General features: G+C 35.1%; 23 protein-coding genes. 14 read left to right on the top strand and 9 right to left on the bottom strand.

All coding sequences use genetic code 11. The features are described 5' to 3' along the window. The first annotated feature begins 171 nt into the window (after positions 1-171). Complete coding sequence (gene secF / locus IHO40_RS01600; protein ID WP_225536444.1) at positions 172-1,053, top strand: protein translocase subunit SecF; 882 nt, start codon at positions 172-174, stop codon at positions 1,051-1,053. On the opposite strand, the gene IHO40_RS01595 is transcribed toward secF, so the two are convergent. After that, a complete protein-coding gene (locus IHO40_RS01595; protein WP_225536443.1) occupies positions 1,030-1,542 on the bottom strand; it encodes a TIGR02281 family clan AA aspartic protease in 513 nt (170 codons plus the stop codon). The two genes, secF and IHO40_RS01595, sit on opposite strands and share 24 nt — an antisense overlap. Before the next feature lie 135 nt (positions 1,543-1,677). Here IHO40_RS01595 and yidC point away from each other — a divergent pair, with 135 nt between their 5' ends. The 5 genes from yidC (at position 1,678) to IHO40_RS01570 (ending at position 5,258) form a co-directional block, all read left to right on the top strand. Further along, entirely contained in the window at positions 1,678-3,396 is a 1,719-nt protein-coding gene (gene yidC, locus IHO40_RS01590; RefSeq protein ID WP_225536442.1) for a membrane protein insertase YidC, read from the top strand. Next, the gene (locus IHO40_RS01585; protein WP_225536441.1) at positions 3,374-3,802 is read left to right on the top strand and encodes a 6,7-dimethyl-8-ribityllumazine synthase; all 429 of its coding nucleotides are present in this window, start codon (positions 3,374-3,376) and stop codon (positions 3,800-3,802) included. The genes yidC and IHO40_RS01585 overlap by 23 nt, the downstream gene beginning before the upstream one ends. Further along, a complete protein-coding gene (nusB, locus tag IHO40_RS01580; protein ID WP_225536440.1) occupies positions 3,802-4,284 on the top strand; it encodes a transcription antitermination factor NusB in 483 nt (160 codons plus the stop codon). The genes IHO40_RS01585 and nusB overlap by 1 nt, the downstream gene beginning before the upstream one ends. Before the next feature lie 136 nt (positions 4,285-4,420). Then, on the top strand, positions 4,421-4,684 hold the full coding sequence (gene infA, locus IHO40_RS01575) for a translation initiation factor IF-1 (RefSeq protein ID WP_225536439.1): 264 nt from the start codon (positions 4,421-4,423) through the stop codon (positions 4,682-4,684). Further along, entirely contained in the window at positions 4,662-5,258 is a 597-nt protein-coding gene (locus IHO40_RS01570; protein WP_225536438.1) for a Maf family nucleotide pyrophosphatase, read from the top strand. Before infA ends, IHO40_RS01570 begins: the two co-directional genes overlap by 23 nt. Here IHO40_RS01570 and IHO40_RS01565 read toward each other — a convergent pair. The 5 genes from IHO40_RS01565 to IHO40_RS01545 all read right to left on the bottom strand — a co-directional run bounded on the left by IHO40_RS01565 (position 5,250) and on the right by IHO40_RS01545 (position 12,258). Beyond that, positions 5,250-7,859, bottom strand: a complete 2,610-nt coding sequence (locus IHO40_RS01565) for a hypothetical protein (RefSeq protein ID WP_225536437.1) — start codon at positions 7,857-7,859, stop codon at positions 5,250-5,252. The genes IHO40_RS01570 and IHO40_RS01565 overlap by 9 nt on opposite strands. 91 nt (positions 7,860-7,950) lie before the next feature. Then, the gene (locus IHO40_RS01560; RefSeq protein ID WP_225536436.1) at positions 7,951-9,303 is read right to left on the bottom strand and encodes an alanine:cation symporter family protein; all 1,353 of its coding nucleotides are present in this window, start codon (positions 9,301-9,303) and stop codon (positions 7,951-7,953) included. 308 nt (positions 9,304-9,611) lie between these two features. Then, complete coding sequence (locus IHO40_RS01555; RefSeq protein ID WP_225536435.1) at positions 9,612-9,827, bottom strand: protein-disulfide reductase DsbD domain-containing protein; 216 nt, start codon at positions 9,825-9,827, stop codon at positions 9,612-9,614. 395 nt (positions 9,828-10,222) lie between these two features. Continuing rightward, the gene (groL, locus tag IHO40_RS01550; protein WP_225536434.1) at positions 10,223-11,875 is read right to left on the bottom strand and encodes a chaperonin GroEL; all 1,653 of its coding nucleotides are present in this window, start codon (positions 11,873-11,875) and stop codon (positions 10,223-10,225) included. A gap of 101 nt (positions 11,876-11,976) precedes the next feature. Then, on the bottom strand, positions 11,977-12,258 hold the full coding sequence (locus tag IHO40_RS01545; RefSeq protein WP_225536451.1) for a co-chaperone GroES: 282 nt from the start codon (positions 12,256-12,258) through the stop codon (positions 11,977-11,979). A gap of 160 nt (positions 12,259-12,418) precedes the next feature. On the opposite strand from IHO40_RS01545, the gene ygfZ reads away from it, so the two are divergent. Further along, the gene (gene ygfZ / locus IHO40_RS01540) at positions 12,419-13,300 is read left to right on the top strand and encodes a CAF17-like 4Fe-4S cluster assembly/insertion protein YgfZ (RefSeq protein ID WP_225536433.1); all 882 of its coding nucleotides are present in this window, start codon (positions 12,419-12,421) and stop codon (positions 13,298-13,300) included. Between the two features lie 433 nt (positions 13,301-13,733). Here ygfZ and guaB read toward each other — a convergent pair whose 3' ends face one another. Then, positions 13,734-15,218 carry an IMP dehydrogenase gene (gene guaB / locus IHO40_RS01535; protein ID WP_225536432.1) on the bottom strand — a complete coding sequence of 495 codons (1,485 nt, stop codon included), beginning with the start codon at positions 15,216-15,218 and terminating at the stop codon, positions 13,734-13,736. A 212-nt stretch (positions 15,219-15,430) separates the two neighbouring features. Between guaB and IHO40_RS01530 the strand changes: the two genes are divergently transcribed. The 4 genes from IHO40_RS01530 to IHO40_RS01515 all read left to right on the top strand — a co-directional run bounded on the left by IHO40_RS01530 (position 15,431) and on the right by IHO40_RS01515 (position 17,546). Further along, positions 15,431-16,312: a tetratricopeptide repeat protein gene (locus IHO40_RS01530; protein ID WP_225536431.1), complete on the top strand. Its 882-nt coding sequence runs from the start codon at positions 15,431-15,433 to the stop codon at positions 16,310-16,312. Between the two features lie 336 nt (positions 16,313-16,648). Then, positions 16,649-17,035, top strand: coding sequence for a hypothetical protein (locus IHO40_RS01525; RefSeq protein ID WP_225536430.1), 387 nt, complete (start codon positions 16,649-16,651; stop codon positions 17,033-17,035). Between the two features lie 101 nt (positions 17,036-17,136). Then, positions 17,137-17,325, top strand: a complete 189-nt coding sequence (locus IHO40_RS01520) for a hypothetical protein (RefSeq protein ID WP_225536429.1) — start codon at positions 17,137-17,139, stop codon at positions 17,323-17,325. Next, positions 17,322-17,546 carry a hypothetical protein gene (locus tag IHO40_RS01515; protein ID WP_225536428.1) on the top strand — a complete coding sequence of 75 codons (225 nt, stop codon included), beginning with the start codon at positions 17,322-17,324 and terminating at the stop codon, positions 17,544-17,546. The genes IHO40_RS01520 and IHO40_RS01515 overlap by 4 nt, the downstream gene beginning before the upstream one ends. Before the next feature lie 342 nt (positions 17,547-17,888). On the opposite strand, the gene IHO40_RS01510 is transcribed toward IHO40_RS01515, so the two are convergent. After that, positions 17,889-19,079, bottom strand: a complete 1,191-nt coding sequence (locus IHO40_RS01510; RefSeq protein ID WP_225536427.1) for an aspartate aminotransferase family protein — start codon at positions 19,077-19,079, stop codon at positions 17,889-17,891. Between the two features lie 64 nt (positions 19,080-19,143). Between IHO40_RS01510 and IHO40_RS01505 the strand changes: the two genes are divergently transcribed. The 3 genes from IHO40_RS01505 (at position 19,144) to recF (ending at position 22,220) form a co-directional block, all read left to right on the top strand. Next, positions 19,144-20,571, top strand: coding sequence for a sensor histidine kinase (locus tag IHO40_RS01505; protein WP_225536426.1), 1,428 nt, complete (start codon positions 19,144-19,146; stop codon positions 20,569-20,571). A 64-nt stretch (positions 20,572-20,635) separates the two neighbouring features. Further along, a complete protein-coding gene (gene bcp / locus IHO40_RS01500; protein WP_225536425.1) occupies positions 20,636-21,103 on the top strand; it encodes a thioredoxin-dependent thiol peroxidase in 468 nt (155 codons plus the stop codon). A gap of 22 nt (positions 21,104-21,125) precedes the next feature. Continuing rightward, positions 21,126-22,220 (top strand): DNA replication/repair protein RecF, encoded by a 1,095-nt coding sequence (recF, locus tag IHO40_RS01495; RefSeq protein ID WP_225536424.1) that lies wholly within the window; start codon positions 21,126-21,128, stop codon positions 22,218-22,220. Positions 22,221-22,361: 141 nt separating this feature from the next. Here recF and IHO40_RS01490 read toward each other — a convergent pair. After that, positions 22,362-22,765: hypothetical protein (locus IHO40_RS01490; protein WP_225536423.1), on the bottom strand; the 404-nt coding region annotated here is incomplete at its 5' end.

The following is a 22,765-nucleotide window of genomic DNA, read 5'->3' as shown; positions in this document are numbered from 1 at the left end:
CAGAGAGGGTCCAAGTTGCTAATAATCTACTTAGGTTAGGTGTTTCTATCGATATTATCTCCCAAGTAACCGGTTTATCAACTGATAAAATTGTGTGACTCCAACCACAGAATAAACTAGCAAATTCTTGAAAAGTATATAAAATTTAAGTAATTATTTCAGATAAAAAACATGACAGTTAGATTCATTCCAGACAACCTTGATATCAAATTTAGTAAATATAGAAAGTTGACTGCACTCATTAGTATTATTCTGGTCATTTTTTCGATACTCACTGTTGTTCTACGAGGAGTGAATTTAGGCATAGACTTTACAGGAGGAACCTTGATGGAAATAAAGTCTTCGGGCGAAGATAGTGCTGCTTTTGATGCATTGAAAGAAAATGGCTTTATGGTGCAGAGTTCAAAAGCGGGTAACAATTTAGTCATGCGTTTTAAAGAGGAAGGAGATGAGGATAAAATTAAAAAGATAAAAAGCATACTAGAAGAAAAAATGGGTGGCTCAATAAGTTACCGTAAGATAGACTATATTGGTCCACAAATAGGCTCAACACAGATATTTCAAGGAATATTATCCATGTTGATTGCTATTGTTGGAATATTCTTTTACGTTTGCTTTAGATTCAATTGGCAATGTGGGTTTAGTGGAATAATAGCACTGGTCCATGACGTGATTTTAACCGTTGGTTTCATTAGCTTGACTGGCATTGAGTTTGATATCTCATCAGTTGCAGCTCTCCTCACTGTAATTGGCTACTCAATCAATAATTCAGTAGTTATATATGATCGAATTCGAGAATATCAAAAAGGTGGTAAAGACAGACATATGAGTGAAATGGTAGATGCAAGTATTAACGCTACATTGTTTCGCACTGTCTTAACCTCGGGTACGACCTTGCTCGCTGCTCTTCCTTTGACATTAATTTGCACAGGTGCAGTTAGAGACTTCGGCTTGATTATCTTTTTTGGTATTGCAATTGGCACTTGTTCTGCAATATTTATCTCTGCCCCTATATTGACCTGCAGAGCTTTAACAAGCAGATTCACGGTATAATATCAACTTATTACCTCTTATAGTGAAGCAAAAATATCTCAGGAAACTCATTCCAAGTAGCGAATGGGACATAGAATGAGTGTTAACGCTAGCCTGTACGTCATTGATTAGAAAGTTTCCTATTTTAACTTGAGGTATTTGAACCACTCCAGCTCTTATTTGACCTTTTGCAGTTTCATGTATTTGAAAATCTTGAATATTCTTCAGATTAATACCAGCATTTACTGCATCTTTTTGCGACAGAACGATATCGGTTGCACCGGTGTCGAGCAAGAACGTTATGTTACGACCATTAACTTGAGCTTGAATATAAAAGTGTCCATCATGTGATTTCGTAAATTCGATACTTCCACTATTTTGGATTCTTCCCTTATATGGCAAAAAAGTGCTGAGAAATCTATTTCTTAGTTTGTCTCCTTGTGAATCGATAAACATTGCGGTGGTAACTATTATCAGTAGCCAAATAACTAGATTTTTTACCGCGTTCATATTGTTAAAATTTGAAGCTATTACAATAAATTTTAAAGATTAGCGTTAAAAGTCATTATTAAAAATAAGTAAATTTTATTGTTTTAGTACAGTATGTAATATACACTTTAAGGAAATGCATTTAGCTTAAATTTTATGTCAGAAGCAAGAAATCTAATTTTGGCAGCCGTCCTTTCAGTGTTAATTATGGTATCTTGGAGTATTATTTACGATAATTTTCTTAATACAGGCCAAGATTATCCATCAATTGAAAACATTGAATATATAGAATCTTTTAACGATCTTGCTCCTATAATACACCAAAACCGTTCCGAAATTATTAATTCCACTCGAGAACAAAGGATTAGCTTAACCAATAGTATGGTTAAAGGGTCAATTTATTTAAAAGGTGTCAGGTTTGATGACCTAATTTTAACTAATTACCACCTAGAACCAAATTCTTCTTCTCCACAAGTAATGCTACTTTCACCTGCAGAATCAGAAGATGTACATTTTGCAGAATTCGGATGGCTGGATCCAAGTGGTAAAATTAAAGTTCCAGATTCCAAAACGGTCTGGAAGGCAGATAAAATCGAACTTACTAATCAAGAGGCAATCAATTTATTTTGGGATAATGAAAATGGCATTTTATTTAAGATGAAAATTAGCCTCGACAATAATTACATGTTTAAAGTTGAACAAATTACTGAAAATAACACGAAGGATAATGTAGTCTTGGTCCCTTATGGTAAAATTAACCGTAAGCGTAATAATATCAACGAATCTTATTGGATATCACATGAAGGAGTAATAGGTGCATTTGATAACGAACTGGAGGAATGGACATATAAAGATGTTGCCAAGAAACACTTAATAAAAGCAAACACAAGTGAAAAGAATTGGTTTGGTTTCGCTGATAAATATTGGCTTACAGCTATCATACCTGAAAAATCTGATAAAATAAATGTAAGCATAAAACATATAAACGTTAATAACATTGATAAATTTCAAGTAGATTTTGTTAAGCCTTACAGAAGCGTACTTCCTGGTACAAGTGTTTCTAACGTGAATTATTTTTTTGCTGGAGCAAAAAAGTTGAATTTACTGGATTCTTATAAGAATACTCTAGGTATACCTTTATTTGACAAAGCTGTAGATTTTGGCGTTCTTTACTTCATAACCAAACCAGTGTTTTTGCTTCTTGAATACTTTAACTTTGTTTTGAGAAATTTTGGTTTAGCAATATTGTTGCTGACTTTAGTAATTAAACTTTTGATGCTGCCCTTATCTAATAGGTCGTATGTTTCAATGTTCAAAATGAAAAATTTGCAGCCTGAAGTGACTCGTATAAGAGAGTTATATAAAGATGATAGTTTAAGGCAGCATAAGGAGATAATCGCATTGTACAAAAAAAACAACGTAAACCCAATGTCAAGCATTCTTCCTATGGTGATACAAATACCAGTGTTTTTTGCTTTGTATAAAGTATTATTTGTTACTATAGAAATGAGACACGCTCCTTTTTATTTATGGATTAAGGACCTTTCAGCTCCTGATCCAACAAACATTTTTACATTATTTGGGCTATTTGGTTACAATTTCCCTATCTCTATAGGTATCTTGCCTATAATTTTAGGTGTTACCATGATAATTCAGCAGAAGATCAGTGAAAAAGATCAGATCAATAGAGATGATGTTCAGGTGAACGTTATGAGATTTTTACCTTACATTTCTATCTTCATTTTCTCTTCTTTTCCTGCAGGTTTGGTAATATATTGGATACTCAGTAATGTCATGACTCTAGTTCAACAATCATTAATAAAGTTGTTTTTAACAAGAAAAGGAGGGATAAATGTCGAAAATACTAATAGTTAATTCAATTTACTATACTGAAATAGCAAACCTTTTGCTTGAAGGTGCAACCGATAAATTAAAAGGCAGTAGCGTAAGTTACGATGTAATTGAGGTTCCTGGTGCATTTGAAATACCAGCTGCAATCCTTTTTGCGATCAAAAGTGGAACTGTTAATTATGACGGTTATTTAGCTCTTGGGTGCGTAATTCGTGGTGAGACTGATCATTATCAGTACGTTTGTAAACGAGTAATCGAAGGCTTAAATGAAGTTGCTATGCGTTATGCAGTACCTCTTGGTATGGGTGTCATTACCGCTGACAGCAAAGATAAGGCTTTAGTAAGGGCCGATAAGAACAGAAAAAACATTGGCGGCCACGCAGCTTCAGCTGTTTTGCACATGGTAGATTTATACAAAAAATTAAGCTGATGGAGGAGGAACCTACAGACAAGGGATGGCGTATAAGAAGAAGTACAGCAAGGTTTCTTGCTGTGCAAATTGCTTACTCAAATATTTTTACAGGTTACGACAAAAGTATCTTTGAGCTAGAAAATTGTGAGCTCAGGGACTATGTAAACAAGTTAGCAGATATATTTGAATGTGAGGAGTTTGATTACCAATTCTTAGAGAAGCTGTCATGTAAGATCATAAAAAACAGTGAGGAGTACGATGAGATAATAGAGCGTTATTTGCATCCAAGTTGGTCTCTTTCGCGGTTAAATCTCTTAAGCTTATCAATTTTTCGTGTTGCAATGTGTGAGCTGGCTAATTGCGACACACCAGCTCCAGTTGTTATCAATGAATATACCAATATTGCATCTGATTTGCTTGACAAACCAAGCGAAGTTGGTTTCATTAATGGGCTATTGGACAAGGCAAAAGATGCAGTTAAATTAAATAAAAGTACTTGATAGTCTTTTTTGATGGCATGTTGGTATCATAGGCTATAAGAAAGGAAAGTTGAATGGTGAGAGCAGTACAAAAGGTCTTTTATATTCTTTAAGATCTGTGGTAGACTGACAAGGGTTGTTTAATTATAAATAGCAAATGGTAAAAGACGAGAAATCGAAAACAATTCTTGAGGTAGAAGGGGCAGTAACTGCTTTATTACCTGCAGCAGAATTTAGAGTGAAGCTAGACAACGAATATGAGGTAATTTGTCATGTATCAGGAAAAGTCAGAAGAAGTAAAATACGCATTGTTATCGGAGATAGAGTGTTGGTAGAGATGAGTATTTACGATAGGAATGCGAAAAAGGGTAGAATAATTAGAAGACTTAAAGGTACAAGTGACAGAACGATCTCTAGATAATCTTATTCTCGTTTCGTCGTCAGACGGGCGTATAGCCCTACTAAAACAAATAAGTATTAAACCAGGTTTAACTTTGCCAGCAGACATAGACGAAACTCCTTTAAAAAAGGAACTTCCAAAAGATTACTCAATCCGTATAGCAAAGAGTAAAGCTGAAAAAATACAAAGCTCAAGTCCAGATTATTTTGTGCTCGGTGTTGATACAGTTATTGCTTGCGGTAGAAGGATACTGCTCAAAGCTGAAAACGTTGAGCAAGCAGAAAAATGTATTCGTCTGTTATCAGGAAGAAGGTATAGAGTATACACCAGTGTGTGCCTATTAACTCCCAATCGATCAAAACAACATATTAGAACCGTGGTTACGATAGTGAAATTTAAACGTCTCAGTGAACAGGAAATTAAATATTATTTAGCATCAGGAGAGTGGAAAAACAAGGCAGGGGGGTGCAATATACAAGGCCTTGCTGGAATGTTTGTATTGTTCTTACGCGGCTCCTACTCTTCCGTTATAGGATTACCATTACACGAAACCTATTGTTTGCTGAGTAATTATTTTAACCTTAATTTATCTTAAAATATCTTTAGTCTCTTTAGCTTGCTGCTTAGCAGCATATTCAGTCCAAAGTAATTTTCTGTTCCTGTTTGCTAGCGCAATTCTATTGCGATCATGACCATTAGCATGTTCTACTAAAGTATCTTCTTTTTCTGCTTCTATTACCCCTGTTTTCAGTTGTTCTTTATCTCTTGCTAGCAATTTAGGCAGTTCGCTATTTTTATCTATAGTCAGATTAGTATCGGCATTTTTTCGTTCTACCACTCTTCTTACATCTGTTGAGCTGTCTTTTAGCATTCCAGCTTCTGTTAGGTATTTTCTAGTCTGTGAACTAACATAGCGTACTTTAGGGTTGACTTGTTTTAACCCACAGCTTTTTTGACTTAATCTTTGTTTAAACTCCTTAAATGAAGTTAGGTCATTTATATGATTAGGTTGAGTTTTTTCTTGTGTATCAAAACTAACCTTTTTAATATCCTTGTCAATTTTTCTATAATTATTTAACCTTTTTTTCCTCCTTTCTTCTAATGCTTCTTTTGTTTTTTGAAAATTCCTCTCTTCTTCTTCAAGTTCCTGGCCACTTCTATAAGAACCTTTTTGTAATTGAGTGTCACCGACATACGTATTTCCACCAGTACTAGTTGGAGGTAGGGGTTTGCCATCATCATTTCCTCTTTTCTCTATAATATTACCTTGACCACTTTTTTTGGATAATGTTTCCTCTAGAACATCCAAATTTTGATTATTTTCTTTGCCTTTAATCTTGTCTTTTAACCACTTGTATATTGGTTTGTCTTTTTTTATTTTCTGTAAAATATTTTCTGAGAATGAATTTTTAAGAATACTTCTTTCAGTAACTTGTTGTTTTGGTTCTTTTAACCCTTTATCCGTTTTTTTCAGCACTTCTCTTAGCTCATCCATTGCTTGATCGGCTGGGCTAGCAAATTGAGTATTTCTTGACTCTTTCTCAACTAGCCTACTTGACACCGTATGAGTTTCACTATCGTGATCCTTACTATTTTTTCCATGCTCTTTTGGTATTCTGTTTTTCCTTTGGCGATTTAACTTCTCTTTCTCAAGTTTACTGCTCAAATATTCAGGATCTATTTGAGATCGACTTTGGTCAGTAATTGGAGATGAATAGCCAGAGTCACTTACACTATTGGTTGTTAAAGCAGAAAGTGGCTGGTTATTTTCCTCTCTAATTTTTCTACCACCCCACTCAACATCACTAGCACCTCGATTATCATTGTATATAACTGGATCTGGAGAAGGTGAATAAGGAATTCTGCCCTTTAATATCTCCAACGGTGATTGGTTATCTTTCCTATCTTTTGCAATTGATGCTTCTCTATCATTAACATTAGTGTTCCGTAAGTTGTTTTTCTTGAAATTTCTGATGTCTTGAAATAAGTCTTCCACTTTTCCTTGCTGTTGGGTTTTAGGCTGTTGCTGGACCTTAAGTGTTAGATTTTCTTGCTCATTTCTCTGTCCACCATCTTGGTTTTGGCCCATAGACTTGGTAGAAGTACTCTTTCCTTGCTCATCAAAAACACCTTTTTTGAGTGAACTAGTTCTAGGTGGCGGTGGAGGAGGAGTTTTTTTGTTCTGAGAATTCTCTTCAAAAGACGATTGAAGATTATAAACTTTATCTCCTGAATTTTCTTCTCGTGCCGCTTGTCTAAGCTTACGTTTTTCTTCAGCTTTTTGAGAATTAGTTTTATCGTCAAAATCTTTTCCAATTTTACTATCGTAAGACTGCCTTCTGCCGTTAAATTGTGGTCCAAAATGTTCTTGAACACTAATATTTTGACTATTACTCCCTATAAAAGCTTCAGATGATTGACTGTTTTTTTGCACTTCATTCTCTTGTCCTTTTCCTTTTTCCCTGAATTGTATTTGGTGCAAGAATAAACCGCCTATTTTTACGTCTTTGTTTGCTTCTAATTGCTTTTTTAATTGCTCTGTAACATCATTAGGTTCAACAAGGTCTACACCATCTTCATCAATATTGATTCTGATAGTACACTTTTCTCCATTCATATACCAATTTAGCGTCATTTCGTATGAACCACCGGTTACGACATAATGCCTTATTCTCCTTCCCCCTTCCTCCGCAATAAAACAGTGCATTCCGTTCTTTCCATTGCTATGCAAGGTTGAAAGTCCGGAGATTCCATTTTTCTGACAAAAATCACTATTTAAAAATTCGCTGATTTTGAATTCTTTTTTGTTGCCTTCCAGCGTAATACTTGCGTGGTTACCGTATATTTTAACACCATTCTCTTTAACACCACCCTCAATATAATCTTTCAATCTTTTTTGAACTTCACTTTCGAGCTTTTGTTTAGTTTTATCTTCAAGCTTTTGTTCAGCTTTCTTTATTTTGCCGAGCTCTTTTTGCAGAACTTCATAAACCTCATCTTTTTTCCTATTGGTGCCACGTTCTATTAAAAACTTTACTGCGTAAAAACCAACCACGGTGTTGTAAATTGACTCATCTTTTGCTTCATTAAATAAAAATGGAAGATTTTTATCTTCTTTTATCTCTTTGAACAAAGACGAAAAATTTTGAGTGAATCCATAATAGCTGAGTTCTTGTTGTATATTTTCAATCCTCATATTCTTCCTCATTAATAACCCTATGCCTTTAGCTTGTTAGCTAATATAATTATCATGGAAATTAGTTGAACTTTTATTAAAAGAGGTTGTATTACTCAGATGGCAATTTGGCTGATGCATCTAATTTCAAATATCTGCCGCTCATAGTAAACACTTCTGGATCTTGATAAGTTAGCCTTAGTATAGCAAGTATGTTAATAAACAGCAAAGCGGCTATCGAAATATCAGCAACATCCCATAGCAATTGGACTTTGCCTATTGTGCCAAGTGGAATGATTGCGGTAAAAATTACAATCCAGATTTTAGTGTATTTGTCATTCATAGACATGTAGCGTATTGTCTGTTTTGAGCAAAAAAACCAAGTAAAAATAGTAGTAAAGGCAAAACAAAACATTATGGCTATGATTAAGTAGTCAATATAAGGCCAATTCATTGCCTTCCTAAAAGCAAAGATGCACATGTTAGTACTCTCTAAATCAGTGATCCAAGAATCCGTGACAAGCAGTACCATTGTTGTAATAAATACTACGAATACAACTATGAAAGGTGATATTATTGTGATTAGGCTCTGTTCAATGATAAATTTATTGTTATTTTTCTTAGGAACAATTGAAGAGTGCACAATGCCTTCAAGGCCAAGCCCTATATCTGTTGCTAAGATACCTCGCAGAGTCCCCACTTGAATAATAGTCAACATTTCCACAATTAAACCTAGAGATAAACCAAAGTTAAAGCTGTCAGTTGTAAAAAAGCCACTTGTTGTTAGTTTTAGAGAAGGAAGAATATTTTCATTAAACTTAAATAATATAATACCACAAAGCGTTAGGTAACTTAGCGTCATTATCGGTATCATAGCTGATATGAAAATTTTAATTTTTTTTAAGCTGAGAGCTGCAACAACAAAAAATATTATGGCAATTGTGATTCCACCAGTAATCACAGGTACATCTATCATGCCAAGTGGTATTGATAGAGAATTTACCTGAACAAGGTTACCAACGGTTATCGAGACTATCATCATAATGACTAGAAACGCAATTGTGGCTTTTCTAGAGTTGAATGCATCAGCCATGTAGGCCATAGGGCCACCTATAAACCGTCCATTCTTTTTCTTTCTGTTCTTTATACTCAGATAACAAGTGACATATTTTATGGCAGAAGTGATAACAACAATTATTGCCATCCACAAAATAGAGCCCGGTCCTCCAGTTTTTAGGGCAACAGCAGTTCCTGAAATATTTCCTACTCCTAAATTTCCCCCTAAGATTGTAAATAGTGCAGCTGTAGAGGAAAATTTATTTTCTCCTCTTTTGGCTCCAATGAGTGAAAGGGCGTACGGCAATCTAAATATCTGTAGCCATTTTAGTTTAACTGACAAATAAACACCAGCGATTAGTATAAGTAATATTGTTGGCAGTAATAAAGCAAACTTTACTATATCCATCTACGTGCTGAAGGCAAGCATTTTAACTTGAGTATACAACAAAAATTGAAAATACCCTAACTTATTGTTCATAAGAAGTTACGTTACAAACACTATATAAGCTCTATTTTTCGTACCACTCATTTATGAGTCCATTAGCAGCAGAGTCAACAAAGTTCTTCAGTGGCTTTCTGGCTTTTATCTCAGCCTTTTTAGAGATGCACTTGTCTTTATATATCGCATAACTTATACGAAAGTTAAGGTCAATATACCCTCGGCTTAGAAGCACGTTCATTTTGAAGGGAAATAATACTATATTCTTGTATACGTTACTGACAAAATGTCGCTCTCCCTATTTTGTCTTTATGTTCTTTTGGAGTAGGCCAAAAAATATCTATATTTGATATGTTGACCTTGCAATCAAAAGAAGTGGGAAGACCAAAATCTCCAGGGTCCTTACAATATATATGCCAACCTGGTCTTATTGTAACCTTTATTGCACCTCTAAGAGTAAGGTTTGCTTCATCTACCTTACCAATAAGCAAATCAAATTTTGCAACTTCTTCGTCAGCATGAAGTTGAGTGCAAAAAAAGCAAAAACAATATTAAATGTACATATATTTTCATAAAGGCAGTTCTACCCTACATATAAAGAAAAAATTTAGATTTTAGTTATTATAACAAACAATATTATGTAAATTATTTATTAATATAATATGGTACTAATGTAGAGACACCTACCCTATGGGTCTTCTGTGCTGCCTTTTGTTATTAGATAATTGTAGTATAGAGAAGTGAAAAGGATAAGGAAAAAAAAGTAGTGCCTTTTTGTAAAAAGCACTACGCACATTACCTTTAGCACACAGTAAAATATGAGATTTCAAAAACTATAGAGATACCAGTGGAGCAAGAAACTCACTTGCTCCACAGTTTCATTTACTTAGAACCCATTCATTCCACCCATGCCACCTGCACCCATAGGGGATGAAGTGCTTTCATCCTTGTTTGGTACATCAACTATCATAGATTCAGTAGTAATCAGTACACTTGCAACAGATATCGCTGTTTCAAAAGCAATACGAACCACCTTCGCTGGGTCAATAACACCTGCAGTAAATGCGTTGGCATAATTCATAGCCTCAACGTTGTATATAAGCTCTTTATCATTCTGTTTAATCAAATGATCAATTATAACAGCAAACTCAAGACCAGCATTTTTGATCAATCTCTTGATAGGAGCGCTGAGGACTTTCTTAATAATATTTATACCTATCTGTTCCTCATCACTTCCACCTTTTAGCTTATCGAGAACAGATGAAGTGTAAAGAAGTGCAACTCCACCACCAGGGACTATGCCTTCTTCAATTGCAGCTCTTGTTGCATGCAGTGCATCCTCAACTCTGTCTCTACGCTCTTTAACTTCTACTTCAGTTGCTCCACCAACTTTAAGCACAGCAACACCGCCCGATAATTTTGCTAAACGCTCCCTTAGCTTTTCCTTATCGTAATCAGAAGTTGAAGTTTCAATTTGCGATTTGATCTGTTCGATTCTAGCTTTTACTCTGTTAGAGTCGCTATTTTCACTGACAATTGTGGTATTGTCTTTAGTAATTTTAACATTTTTAGCGGTACCAAGATCTTCAAGAGTGAGATCTTCCATCTTGATTCCAAGCTCATCTTTTATGACGTACTTAGCACCTGCCAGAACTGCTATATCTTCAAGCATCTCTTTTCTTCTGTCACCAAAGCCTGGAGCTTTTACCGCAGCGACTTTTAGACCACCACGCAGTTTGTTGATAACCAAAGTGCTTAATGCCTCACCTTCAATATCCTCTGCAATAATAAGTAAGGGTTTACCAGACTTAACAACAGCTTCAAGAACAGAAAGTAGAGGTTGAACAATATTCAGTTTTTTCTCTGTAATTAAGAGATATGGATCATCAAGCTCCACAATCATTTTTTCATTATTTGTAATGAAGTACGGAGAAAGATAACCACGATCAAACTGCATACCAGTAGTAAGCTCAACTTCTAATTCTTTTGAACCCTTACTTTCCTCAACAGTGATCACACCTTCTTTTCCAACCTTTTTAACAGCATCAGCAATGCTACTACCAATATCTCTATCACCATTTGCAGAGATAATAGCAACTTGCGCTACTTCATCTACCTTTTCCAAAGAAATTGTGCGAGACATCAATGCAATCTCCTTTAATACTACATCTTTTGCCTTCTGTATTCCGTTTTTAATGCTAACACGATCATTTCCGGCAGCAATTGATTTTGAAGCTTCCATTATCATGTTACTAGTTAGTATTGAGCACGTTGTTGTACCATCACCAACTTTATCATTACATTGAGAACAGCTTTGAGCAAAAATGCTTGTTATTGCAGCATTTAATGGTTTTTCAGGCTTGATACCTTTCATTACCTTATAACCATCTTTTGTAATTTCTGGTGCTCCATAGGGCTTGTTAATCCCTACTGTTTTTCCTCTAGGCCCTGCAGTCACTGCTACTGTTGAATCTACTACTGCTGCAACTTCACGAAAAGCTTCTTGCAACTGCTCACCTGACACTACTACATTAGTCATTTTATCACCTCTTATTAATAAAAAAATTTAGAAAACTATAATAAAATCACTCACAATGCACTATGTTGTGCTTTGTTTTAGTTTAGTAAAAATAAAAGCTGCTACTTAATGATAGCAAGTATATCGGACTCTTTCATTACTATAAACTTTTCATCGCCGTGCTCTATCTCCGTACCAGCCCATTGCCGATAAAACACTTTATCACCGGCTTTTACAGTTAAAGCTATGCGTTCACCACTTGAATTGCGTGAACCTTCACCGGTTGCTATAACTTCACCTTTAGTAGGTTTCTTTTCAGCACTTGATGGAAGCACGATCCCACCTTGTTTTTCTTCGCTGATAGGCTTAATCAGAACGCTATCATCCAATACACTTAAGTTTATACTTGACATTTGTTTTTCCTCATCAATAACAACAAATTAACCTATAAGCTTATATATGTACTTGCAAGTTGGATTTCAAGGGCTGAGACTTGTAAAATATAAGAAGACAAGGTGTACCTAATATTATATAGTAAAATTTAGGTTTACTGACAGAAATTATATGAGTTATATACCATTACAAAGCCGTGGTGTAATGGTTTTATACGGGCCAGACACGAGGCATTTCTTGCAGGGTATTATAACAAATGACATTAATAAGTTAGATAACCAAAAGGCTATTTACTCTCTATTGCTTAGCCCTCAGGGAAAGTACCTATACGATTTTTTCCTGATTGGATGTGGTGAGTGTATCCTTTTGGAATGCGAAAATATGTACTTGCAGCAAATAATTGAGAAACTAGACTTGCTTAAAACTTACCTGAGAGTGAAGATTAAAGACGTTAGTTCATTGTATAAGATTGGGGTTTTGTTTAATACAGAGCATATTGAACCTCTCCCTGTTATCCAAGCAGCGGACACTGAAATCCAGCCAGTTTCACATACTAAAATAGCACCAGATCTACTGGATTCCAGAGTCACGCGCTGGAATGACATTGTTTTCCAAGATCCAAGGCACAAATCTTTGGGAATGAGGATCATGCATAAGGGAGAAATAAAGCAGCCAGGGGGAGATTTTACTCAGTACGAAAAAGTTAGAATTCAAAACCTCGTTCCAGACGGAGCAAGAGATATGGTGCAGAATTCGTCATTTCCGCTGCAATATTTAATCGATAAGGTCAACGGAATAAGCTTCAATAAGGGGTGTTATATAGGCCAGGAAGTTGTAAATCGAATGAGCAGACAAGAAACATTCAGAAGAAAGCTTTACCTTGTTGAGGGAAATAACGCGCTTCCAAATATCGGTACTAAAGTAACAAATGAGAACAATGAAGAAATAGGCGAACTGCGCTCTAGCGTAGACAATATTGGACTTGCATTGCTTTATACTAGGAAAAGCCACGCCAATTTATATACTAGTGGAGTCAAAATATCTGCGCGCTAGGATCTTTGGATCTAAGTTAAGGACCTAAGGCAGCACATAACACTAGCCAGAAACAGAACAAAAACCACTTGACAAATTCTTTCAACACTATTACCATGAAATTGGGGGGTATTCAGTTATCTTCATCTATGCAGATTAAACAACAAGAGTATTATGGTTGGCCTCTTATGTTTTATTTTTTGCACTATCTATACCTTATGTCTTTATTAAATTCACCTAGACTTCTAGAGGTTTTTCCCTACGCAAGCTGAAACGCGCTTATAAGTCGTTTAAGACAGTATAGTACGCCAATTTTTAAGATTAGAGAGTGAGTAGCTTCTACCGCAGGTTTTTTTTGCCTTTTTTTCTGCTTAGTAAGTTTCTCAAATATTTATTACTAAAGTAGTATCTTGAATCCTAGTGTCAGCTGCTTGAATGACATTGAAAAAAGGATCTACTCTGGATCAGCTGGTAAGTTTGATGCTTGATAAGCGTAGTTTGGAGCTTCTTGTGTAATAATTATATCATGGGCATGACTCTCTCTTAGTCCCGATGCAGTAATAGTAACAAATTTGCAGTTTTTCTTCATCTCTTCTATACTACTATTACCAGTATACCCCATTGCAGCCTGCAACCCGCCAATTAATTGACGGATTACCCCTGAAGCTGGACCTTTAAATGGAACTCTTCCTTCTACTCCTTGTGGAACTAATTTTAGTTTTGAGCCTTTATCTTGAAAATAACGGCTTGCTGAACCTCGTTCCATTGCGCTGATAGACCCCATTCCTCGATAGCCTTTGTATGCTCTGCCCTTGTACATGATGATTTCGCCTGGACTTTCGTCAGTGCCTGCAAAAAGTGAACCTATCATCACAGAATCAGCTCCAGCTGCAATAGCTTTTGCAACATCTCCTGAGTATTTTATCCCACCATCAGCAATTAATCTTACTTTTCTTGCTTTACACATTTCTGCAACATTTTGAATTGCAGAAAATTGTGGCACACCAACACCTGTAACTATCCTAGTTGTGCAGATTGATCCAGGCCCTATGCCAACCTTAACTGCATCAACGCCTGCATCAATCAATGCTTCGGCAGCTTCTTTTGTGGCAATGTTGCCACCTACTAGCTGCGTGCTTGGATACATCGCTTTTATTTCTCTAATGGCGTTAATAACGTTCTCAGAATGACCGTGAGCGGTATCCACAACAATCACATCAATTTCTTCTCCAATTAAAGCTTCACATCTTTCTATGCCATCCTTTTTGCCGGTGCCAACTGCAGCAGCAACTCTGAGCCGCCCTTTACTGTCTTTACATGAATTGGGATATCTATTGTATTTTTCAATGTCTTTAACCGTAATTAGACCTATACAACAAGAATTTTCATCTACGACCAGAAGTTTTTCTATTCTATTTTCATGCAGCAATTTCATTGCTGAGGCATTATTCACTTCCTGTTCCCGCACTGTAATTAGCTTGTCTTTTGTCATCACTTCAGAAACTTTTACACCCATGTTTTGGTCTTCAATAAACCTCACATCCCGATTAGTTAGAATTCCCACTAATTTAAATTGATCAACCACAGGAATGCCAGAATAATTGTGCTTTTTCATTAATGAAATTGCTTCCGCAACTGTTTTATCTGAAGAAATCGTGATTGGGTTATACACGATCCAACTTTCATATTTTTTTACCCTTCTGACTTCTGAAACTTGCTCATCTATTGATAAGTTTTTATGTATGCAACCTATCCCACCATGTTGGGCAATAGCTATTGCAAAGTCTGATTCAGTGACAGTATCCATTGCAGAAGATATCAGAGGGATATTGAGTTCTATGCTGTTTGTTAAATAAGTTTTCGTATCTGCATCACAAGGCAATATATTAGAATATGCTGGCAAGAGTAGTATATCGTCAAACGAATAACAAGCTTCCATTTTTTCATAGGCTTTATCTAAAGCTTATACGCCAATTGATTGAATTGCAATAGGGCTATGCAAAATTAGCTAGTAGAATGCTGCTTATACTCTTGTGTTAAGTTTAATTGCGTACATGCTGCAAAATGGAGTAAACATATATGTTCGCCTCTAATTAATACTATCTTTATTATTATATGAGATAGCTAAGTCAGTGTTTATAAATTTATACCATGTTACGCATAATTCAGGAAAGTGAGATTTGCTGGTTACGTGCCGGAATGACATCAATCCGTGTCTCCAACTCTACAATACCAAGAGCTGTATTTATCTGGGTATTAATTTATTCTATAGTTTTACTAAGTTTTCCCACTGCTCATGCTAATGAGGATTGGAAGATACGAAGAGTCTTTGATAACGTTGCTAAGTACATAAAAGTTGATGAAAAATGTAAAGACTTTGACGTTATTGAAAAAAAAAGTGATAAGTTTAATATCAAAGTTGCACAGAATTCTGGCAAGCACTTTAGCATACACTCCATTTTAAAAAAAGCAAAAGATTCCTTTGAATCTGGAGATAATAAGGCAGCCATCTCTTTCCTTAACCAAGTCACTGCAAAATTTCCTTATCATAAAAACGCTCTGATCGGACTGGGAAACATTTACTACGCCAATAAAGAATACGAAAAGGCTATAGAGATCTACACAAGACTATTAAAAGAATACCCTAGTAACTCTTATATATTAGAGGATTTTCTGACGATAATTTCACAATATAACCCTGATCTGGCGTTAAGTGAAATGTTGAAGTTGTATGATATACACAAAAACTGTGCTCCCTTATTGGCAAATCTAGGTCTGACCTATATAAAAAAGAAGGACTATGCAAAGGCTAAGGAGTACATGATAGCTGCAACTTCTCTTGATCAAAACAACATTTTTTATGTCTATAACCTAGCTGTTATTCTAGATAAGCTTTCAGATTTCAAAAATGCTGCAATATTTTACTTAAAACTGTTGAACATGGCCGTAAACTCAAAAAGCATAAGCGAAGAAGTACCTATACGTCAGGTGGAAGCAAGACTAAAATTTATAAAACTTTACAGATATACTTAGCAATTTCACAAAAGTTTGTACCTTGATATATTATTTTAGTTATCTGAACCATGTTTGTTTTGAACATAAGACCTAACCTGGCTATACAACCTACCAAAATACCATCGAATTTAAAAAAAGCCAATTGCTGTAAGGTAAAATATTTCTAGAGTCCATAAAACAGTGAGGTATAACCAATTGGTATCAAAAGCAACTTATTAGTTCAAGCTACTAAATACAACAACAAGAGAGTTGTGAAATTTACTCTAGGTCTCTTTGATGCGTCGAGTAAACTCTTCTTGTCTGCTAGAAAAAAGTGACCTCTCCATAGTAGGGAGGATAATCAACACTTAAACGATGCTCTTGTGCTTGGCTGTAGAAAACCTTAATTACGACATGATAGAATTACTTATCAACGCTGGAGCCGATGTTAACTCGCTAGATAAGAACAACAAAAATGCTATAATGCACGCTACGGAAAAACTGACTACCTCAAAAGGTTTATCAGTCGATCTATCGAAAAATTTGCCAGAGGAAATAATTTCTCACCCTATAGTACAATTTTTGTTGGTAAGAGGTTCTGAGTATTATATCACAGACAACATGGATATTGAAGGAAGGTATATTCCACCGATAAAGGAAAACGTAAGACACTCCTTGCAATCGGATCATATTTATGAAGAAATACCTGCCAAGAACATTGAAACACAACCTGTGATGGCTAGCACATCTATAAGAAAGTAGATGGTTTTGGAGATGATGATTCACTAAGTAGTGGCTACTCTAGCATAAAAGAGCTTGGAGAGCAGAGAAAATCAATTGATTCACCACACATATATGCTACAGTGGATCTTGCTGCAAAACAAGATGTACAGAAGCAAGACGATAAACATATCTATGAGAAAATAGATCACTTTATAGATGACGAACACATTTATGAAGAAATAAATCATTTGAGAAGGGACGACAATTCACTTGATAGTGGCTATTCCAGTGTAGATAAGGTATGCAACACAGCGAAAGTCTACATATGAGGAAATCTTTGATAACAAAGAGTGTAAGAATCCACTCTACGTTAGCGCAGAAGGGTGTAAAATACAGAAAAATCGATTGGTCATCAAAGCAAGAACCTATATATGCCACAGTGGATCTTGCTGCAAAAAGATCAAAAAGAAAAGCAAAATCTATAAAAGCTGATTCTGGCACTTACCACGGGCTAGTAAAAGATAAAAAAATCGGTGGGAAGAAAAAATAAATAAACGTAAATCAGAAGCTAATATAACAACAGGTCGAAAAGGGGAACTACAGGCTAATACTAGAAAAACTTCCGGTGCTAATGTAGAAAGAATAAGGCAGAAATGCAAGTCAAGTTATGATTCCGACTATGACTCTGATACAAAAGTGAAACAATCAAGAAAGCCTAAAGCTCCCAACTCTAAAATGAATTCAGTTCATGTTAAATGTGGAGTAGTAGAAGGTTATCGATACAGAATTACTGATGTATTACTTTAACTGTGTAGTTCGTGAAGGTTGTGGCAGTAAAAGTGTATTCTAAGCAGAGTTTTGCCTAGTACCTTTGCTTAGCCTAAGATGTTGTCTACCAGCTTTCTGTGTAGTTGGAATCGGTATTAGATAAATATTGAGTCAGAATCTCAATGCCTTCGTCGATTTCCTTCTCAGTGATGATGAGTGGAGGCAAAATTCTTACAACATTGTCTGACGTTACTCCAACAGTAAGTAAACCATGATAACTTAGTTCTTCTGCAAACTTCTGGCTATTCATTTTCACTTTTATCCCCAGCATTAACCCATTTCCTCTTACTTCTTCTATCATTGGAAATTTACTTGCCAGACCTTCTAATTTATTTTTCAAATACTTGCCTCTAATTTCAACATTCTCCAAAAAGCCGGAGCTGAGTAACTCATCAACCACAGCATTGCCTACTGAAGTTGCAAGTGGATTACCACCAAAAGTGGAACCGTGCATGCTAACTGCCATATACTTAGCAGCCCTTTCGGTTGCAAGACAAGCCCCTAGCGGGAACCCTCCTCCTATTCCTTTTGCAAGAGAGCATATGTCAGGCTCTACTCCTATATGTTCATATGCAAATAATTTTCCTGTTCTACCAGCACCGCATTGTACACAATCAAAAAATAGCAATATGTCGTTTTCATCACACAGCTTCCTCAGCTCCTTTATGAAGACTTCATCCATTACTTTAATACCACCTTGTCCCTGTATTGGTTCTATCAATATAACGCCTATACTATTAGAGATTGCTTTTCTTACGCTCTCAATATTGGGCTCAACATTATCACACCAATCAATATAAGGATTCAGTAGTTCAGAAAATTTCTGTCTATCGTTTGTAGCACAAGTTAAAAATGTTCTTCCATGAAATGCACCATGAAATGTTAAAATTCTATAGCGATTTTTACTGCCTTTTCCGTTTTGATAGGCCCTAGCAATCTTAAGCCCACATTCTACTGCTTCTGATCCAGAATTTGTGAAAAATACAGTATCAGCAAAGCTGTTGTCCTTTAGTCTTTCTGCAAAGTTGTTAGCAGCAGATATATTATAGATATTTGATACATGCCATAACCTTTCTCCTTGCAATTTAAGAGCGCTAATTAATTGCGGATTGGCATGACCTAAGCTGCTAACGGCTATCCCAGAGTGAAAATCTATGTAACGCTTGTCATTAACATCATACAAATAAATACCTTCGCCATAAGAAAAATTTATATTAATAGGAGAATAAACTGGCAAGATAGGAGAAATTGTCATAAAAGTATGGTATGCTAAATTTTAATTAATAACATAAAAGTCGTTATTTCACAATGAGAAGGATATGTATAAACTAAGTAAACTAACACTTTCTGCACTAGAGAAAAATAGATATGCAAAAGTTATCGCATTATTCTCATCAATTTTTTTGATTTTATTTAGTGTGATATATTTTAATTATTCACTAAGGAATAACTTTCTTTCTTCTTATCGTGACTCAAGTATAGGCTTAAAAAGTGTACTGGAAAATAGCATAATAAAAAAGTATCACTACTTACTAATAGAAAAGCACCAAATAAAATACAAGAACTTTGATTACATAAACCAACTGATAAGGCTACGTGCTGAATTATTACAATCGGTTAGCGAAGTGAAGAACTTGAGTTTAATACTATATGATCAAAATAGCAGAATAATGTTCAGTTACTTTAACACCCAAGATCACGATTATGAACAGTTACTTACAGATGATGAAATCGATAGGCTACTAAACAACCAAGAGATATTTTATACTACAGGAAATAAACTAGTTTCTACTTTTCCTATATTTCATGAAGGTGACATTAAGCCATCATTCTTTTTAAAGATCATTCAAAAACACAATAACTCTTATGTCATGGTATATAGCCTATTTTTAACGTTCGTGGGCTTATTATTAGTAATTTTAATACTAATAATGTTTTATTTGCACTTTTCCAATACCCAAGTGCTAGCTAAGCAACATAAAACTAATATCGAATTACAACAGATGAAAGAGGCGTTAGAGCAAGAAAATGCAAACAAGTTAAAGTTTTTTGCAAGCGTTACACACGAGCTGCGCACGCCACTTAATGCTATTATTGGATTTGCAGAGCTGATCAAAAATGAAACTTTAGGTTCGATGGATCATGCTCAATACAAGGAGTATGCAGACGATATATATAATGCAGGGACACATTTACTTGCTTTAATTAACGATGTGCTCGATTTTTCAAAAGCTGAAGCAAGCAGTTTAACAGTAGAAAAAGTGAAGTTTAACCTGAATAAAATAATAGATTCATGTTTGAATATGCTATCACCCAAATTAAAAGAAACTGGAATTAGTTTAAAAAAGGAGATACCCAATAAACAATTATTAGTTATTGCAGATCCCAAGAGGATGAAACAAGTTATAATAAACTTATTATCAAATTCAATCAAATTTACCCCAAAGGATGGCCTAATAAGAATGGTAATTAAAGAGAATATAGAAAAAAACTTACTAACTATTGAGTTCCATGACAATGGAATAGGAATAATGCAGCAAGACATATATAAAGTTATGTCTGTTTTTGGCCAAGCAGATTCAGGATATAGAAACGAGGGTACGGGCATCGGGTTACCACTCAGCAAAAAACTAGTAGAGCTAATGGGTGGAACTTTCGATATTAAAAGTGAAGCAAAACTTGGTACTACGGTAACGTTAAACTTCTCTTATGAAGAGCAAACATGTGAGGATTTGATTGATTTTTAACTGGAGTTTTTAGAAGCTCTGACTATAATATACTATCATACAAATATTATTAACGGAGCGGGATATGGAATTAGCAGTAGGAAATAATGCTCTTGATTTTAACTTACCAACAGATTCCGGTGAAAACTTATCATTGAGTGATTTCTTTGATAAAAAAAATATAGTTCTTTATTTTTATCCTAAAGATGACACTCCAGGCTGCACTATGGAAGCAAAAGGCTTTAGAGATAAAATAGATGACTTTTCTCTCCTTGATACAGTGATAATCGGTGTATCAAGAGATAGTATTAAGTGCCACGCTAACTTCAAAGTAAAATATTCTCTACCATTTTATTTAGTTTCCGATGAAAATGCTGAAATGCTAGAAAAATATGGTGTTTGGGTAGAAAAGAGCATGTTTGGTAAAAAGTACATGGGAATAGAACGCACTACTTTTTTAATAGATAAAAAGGGTAAAGTAGCAAAGATCTGGAAAAATGTAAAAGTTAGTGGACATGTTGATGAGGTTCTAGAGGAAGTAAGGAGAATATAAATTAAAAAAAACATCTAGGCTAATGGCTACCCATTGCTACATAAAAAAGCTGCAATTACATAATTTTCGTAACCATTCAAGTTTTGAACTGGACTCAAGTGACAATTCGGTTGTGGTAATTGGCAAGAATGGTGTCGGCAAAACTAATATACTCGAAGCGATTTCGTTGCTTGCTAAAAGCAATGGAATGAAAAAAGCAAAAGCTAGTGAGATGCAAAACAAATTCAGTAATGAAAATTGGACAGTGCACTATGGGTTCTTTAATGGAGTAGATTTCAATTCAATCGGTATTGCAAAGAACTTTAATAAGAAACTAATACAAATTGATGGGAAAATGCAATCAGGTTATCCATCGCTGTATAGAATATCCAATGTGATATGGCTAATTCCACAAATGGACTACATTCTTCTTAGTTCTCCAAGTGATAGGTTAAAATTTTTAGACCGTATAGTTTCATTGTTTAAAGAAAATTATACTTACTGCTACATAAAATATAGGAAAGCCAAACACGAGCGGAGTAAACTGCTAAGGAAGAACATTTTGGACGAGAACTGGCTTTCTAGTCTTGAAAATGTTATGGCTGTTAATGCAGTCAATATATTACGTATGCGACTATCTGTTTTAAAAATACTGCAAGGTATAATTGATAATCAGTCCACTGAGTTTTTTCCAAAAGCGAGTCTAAAACTCAGCAGCCAGCTAACTTCAAGCGATACTGCAGAATATTTTCAGAATCGTCTAAAGAAAAATAGAGAAAAAGACTCGTTAACCGGTAGAGTAACCTTTTGTGTGAACAATGATAAATTTCAGGTTTTTTACCAAGGAAGAGATATACCAATAAATTTGTGCTCTACTGGAGAACAAAAGTTATTGCTGCTTTCTATCATCTTATCCAGTGTAAAAGCAAGGTGTATTCACCACAATAAGGCACCGCTTCTTCTCCTTGACGATATAATGTCTCATCTGGATGAGCATTATAGGAGGGTGTTGATAGAGGAAATATTAAGTATTCAATGCCAAACTTGGATAACTGACGTAGATCGAAACAATTTTGATAGCTACGTTGATTCTTTCAGGTTCATTGAGTTACAAACGGGTGAGATGTATTCAAGTTAGCTCCAGCTACTCACTAGATCTCTTGCATAACTTCTTGGAAATAAATTTATAATAATTTTATATTTTAAATAAAATCTTCTTATTAGTATTGTCTTTTCTGTAAAAACATTCCTAACTTTCTCTTCACTTTTCCTGGGTCAGTTAGCTTTTTCTTAAGTGTTGCGTTGCTAGAACCCCAGGTATTCTTGAATCTTGATTATGGGAAATAGTAGACACATTTTCAACATCGTCTGTAGTGTTTAATTTAACCTCCTCGAACGGAGTGTCTGTATTGTAGTAAAGCTTTCCATCTATCCAGCTATCACAAAAATCATCTCCGCGGAAATTATACTTTGCCTTCTTAACCAATAGTGCAAAAAATTCTTTTCCATCTTTTTTTTGGATAATATTATATGTTCCAATATGAGAACCACAGAGTTTTATTGTTTTTTCTTCATTATCTTGATTCTCAAGCTTTATCCTTTTATACCTGGAATTGTTGCCTGCTATATAAAGGTAATACTCGATGAAGATTGTGAACATAAGATTGCTGTACCTGCCTGTAA

This window comes from Wolbachia endosymbiont of Mansonella ozzardi (assembly GCF_020278625.1).
In the GTDB taxonomy this organism is placed as follows: Bacteria; Pseudomonadota; Alphaproteobacteria; order Rickettsiales; family Anaplasmataceae; genus Wolbachia.
This window is presented reverse-complemented; position numbering and strand designations above follow the sequence as displayed.

Bases quoted from the DNA above. Each gene is read 5' to 3' on its own strand.
- IHO40_RS01585 (WP_225536441.1), top strand. From the start codon at position 3,374: ATGTCGAAAATACTAATAGTTAATTCAATTTACTATACTGAAATAGCA.
- nusB (WP_225536440.1), top strand. From the start codon at position 3,802: ATGGAGGAGGAACCTACAGACAAGGGATGGCGTATAAGAAGAAGTACA.
- infA (WP_225536439.1), top strand. From the start codon at position 4,421: ATGGTAAAAGACGAGAAATCGAAAACAATTCTTGAGGTAGAAGGGGCA.
- secF (WP_225536444.1), top strand. From the start codon at position 172: ATGACAGTTAGATTCATTCCAGACAACCTTGATATCAAATTTAGTAAA.
- IHO40_RS01505 (WP_225536426.1), top strand. From the start codon at position 19,144: ATGTATAAACTAAGTAAACTAACACTTTCTGCACTAGAGAAAAATAGA.
- IHO40_RS01525 (WP_225536430.1), top strand. From the start codon at position 16,649: ATGCTCTTGTGCTTGGCTGTAGAAAACCTTAATTACGACATGATAGAA.
- ygfZ (WP_225536433.1), top strand. From the start codon at position 12,419: ATGAGTTATATACCATTACAAAGCCGTGGTGTAATGGTTTTATACGGG.
- yidC (WP_225536442.1), top strand. From the start codon at position 1,678: ATGTCAGAAGCAAGAAATCTAATTTTGGCAGCCGTCCTTTCAGTGTTA.
- IHO40_RS01515 (WP_225536428.1), top strand. From the start codon at position 17,322: ATGAGGAAATCTTTGATAACAAAGAGTGTAAGAATCCACTCTACGTTA.
- IHO40_RS01510 (WP_225536427.1), bottom strand. From the start codon at position 19,079: ATGACAATTTCTCCTATCTTGCCAGTTTATTCTCCTATTAATATAAAT.
- recF (WP_225536424.1), top strand. From the start codon at position 21,126: ATGGCTACCCATTGCTACATAAAAAAGCTGCAATTACATAATTTTCGT.
- IHO40_RS01530 (WP_225536431.1), top strand. From the start codon at position 15,431: ATGTTACGCATAATTCAGGAAAGTGAGATTTGCTGGTTACGTGCCGGA.
- IHO40_RS01565 (WP_225536437.1), bottom strand. From the start codon at position 7,859: ATGAGGATTGAAAATATACAACAAGAACTCAGCTATTATGGATTCACT.
- groL (WP_225536434.1), bottom strand. From the start codon at position 11,875: ATGACTAATGTAGTAGTGTCAGGTGAGCAGTTGCAAGAAGCTTTTCGT.
- IHO40_RS01560 (WP_225536436.1), bottom strand. From the start codon at position 9,303: ATGGATATAGTAAAGTTTGCTTTATTACTGCCAACAATATTACTTATA.
- IHO40_RS01595 (WP_225536443.1), bottom strand. From the start codon at position 1,542: ATGAACGCGGTAAAAAATCTAGTTATTTGGCTACTGATAATAGTTACC.
- guaB (WP_225536432.1), bottom strand. From the start codon at position 15,218: ATGGAAGCTTGTTATTCGTTTGACGATATACTACTCTTGCCAGCATAT.
- bcp (WP_225536425.1), top strand. From the start codon at position 20,636: ATGGAATTAGCAGTAGGAAATAATGCTCTTGATTTTAACTTACCAACA.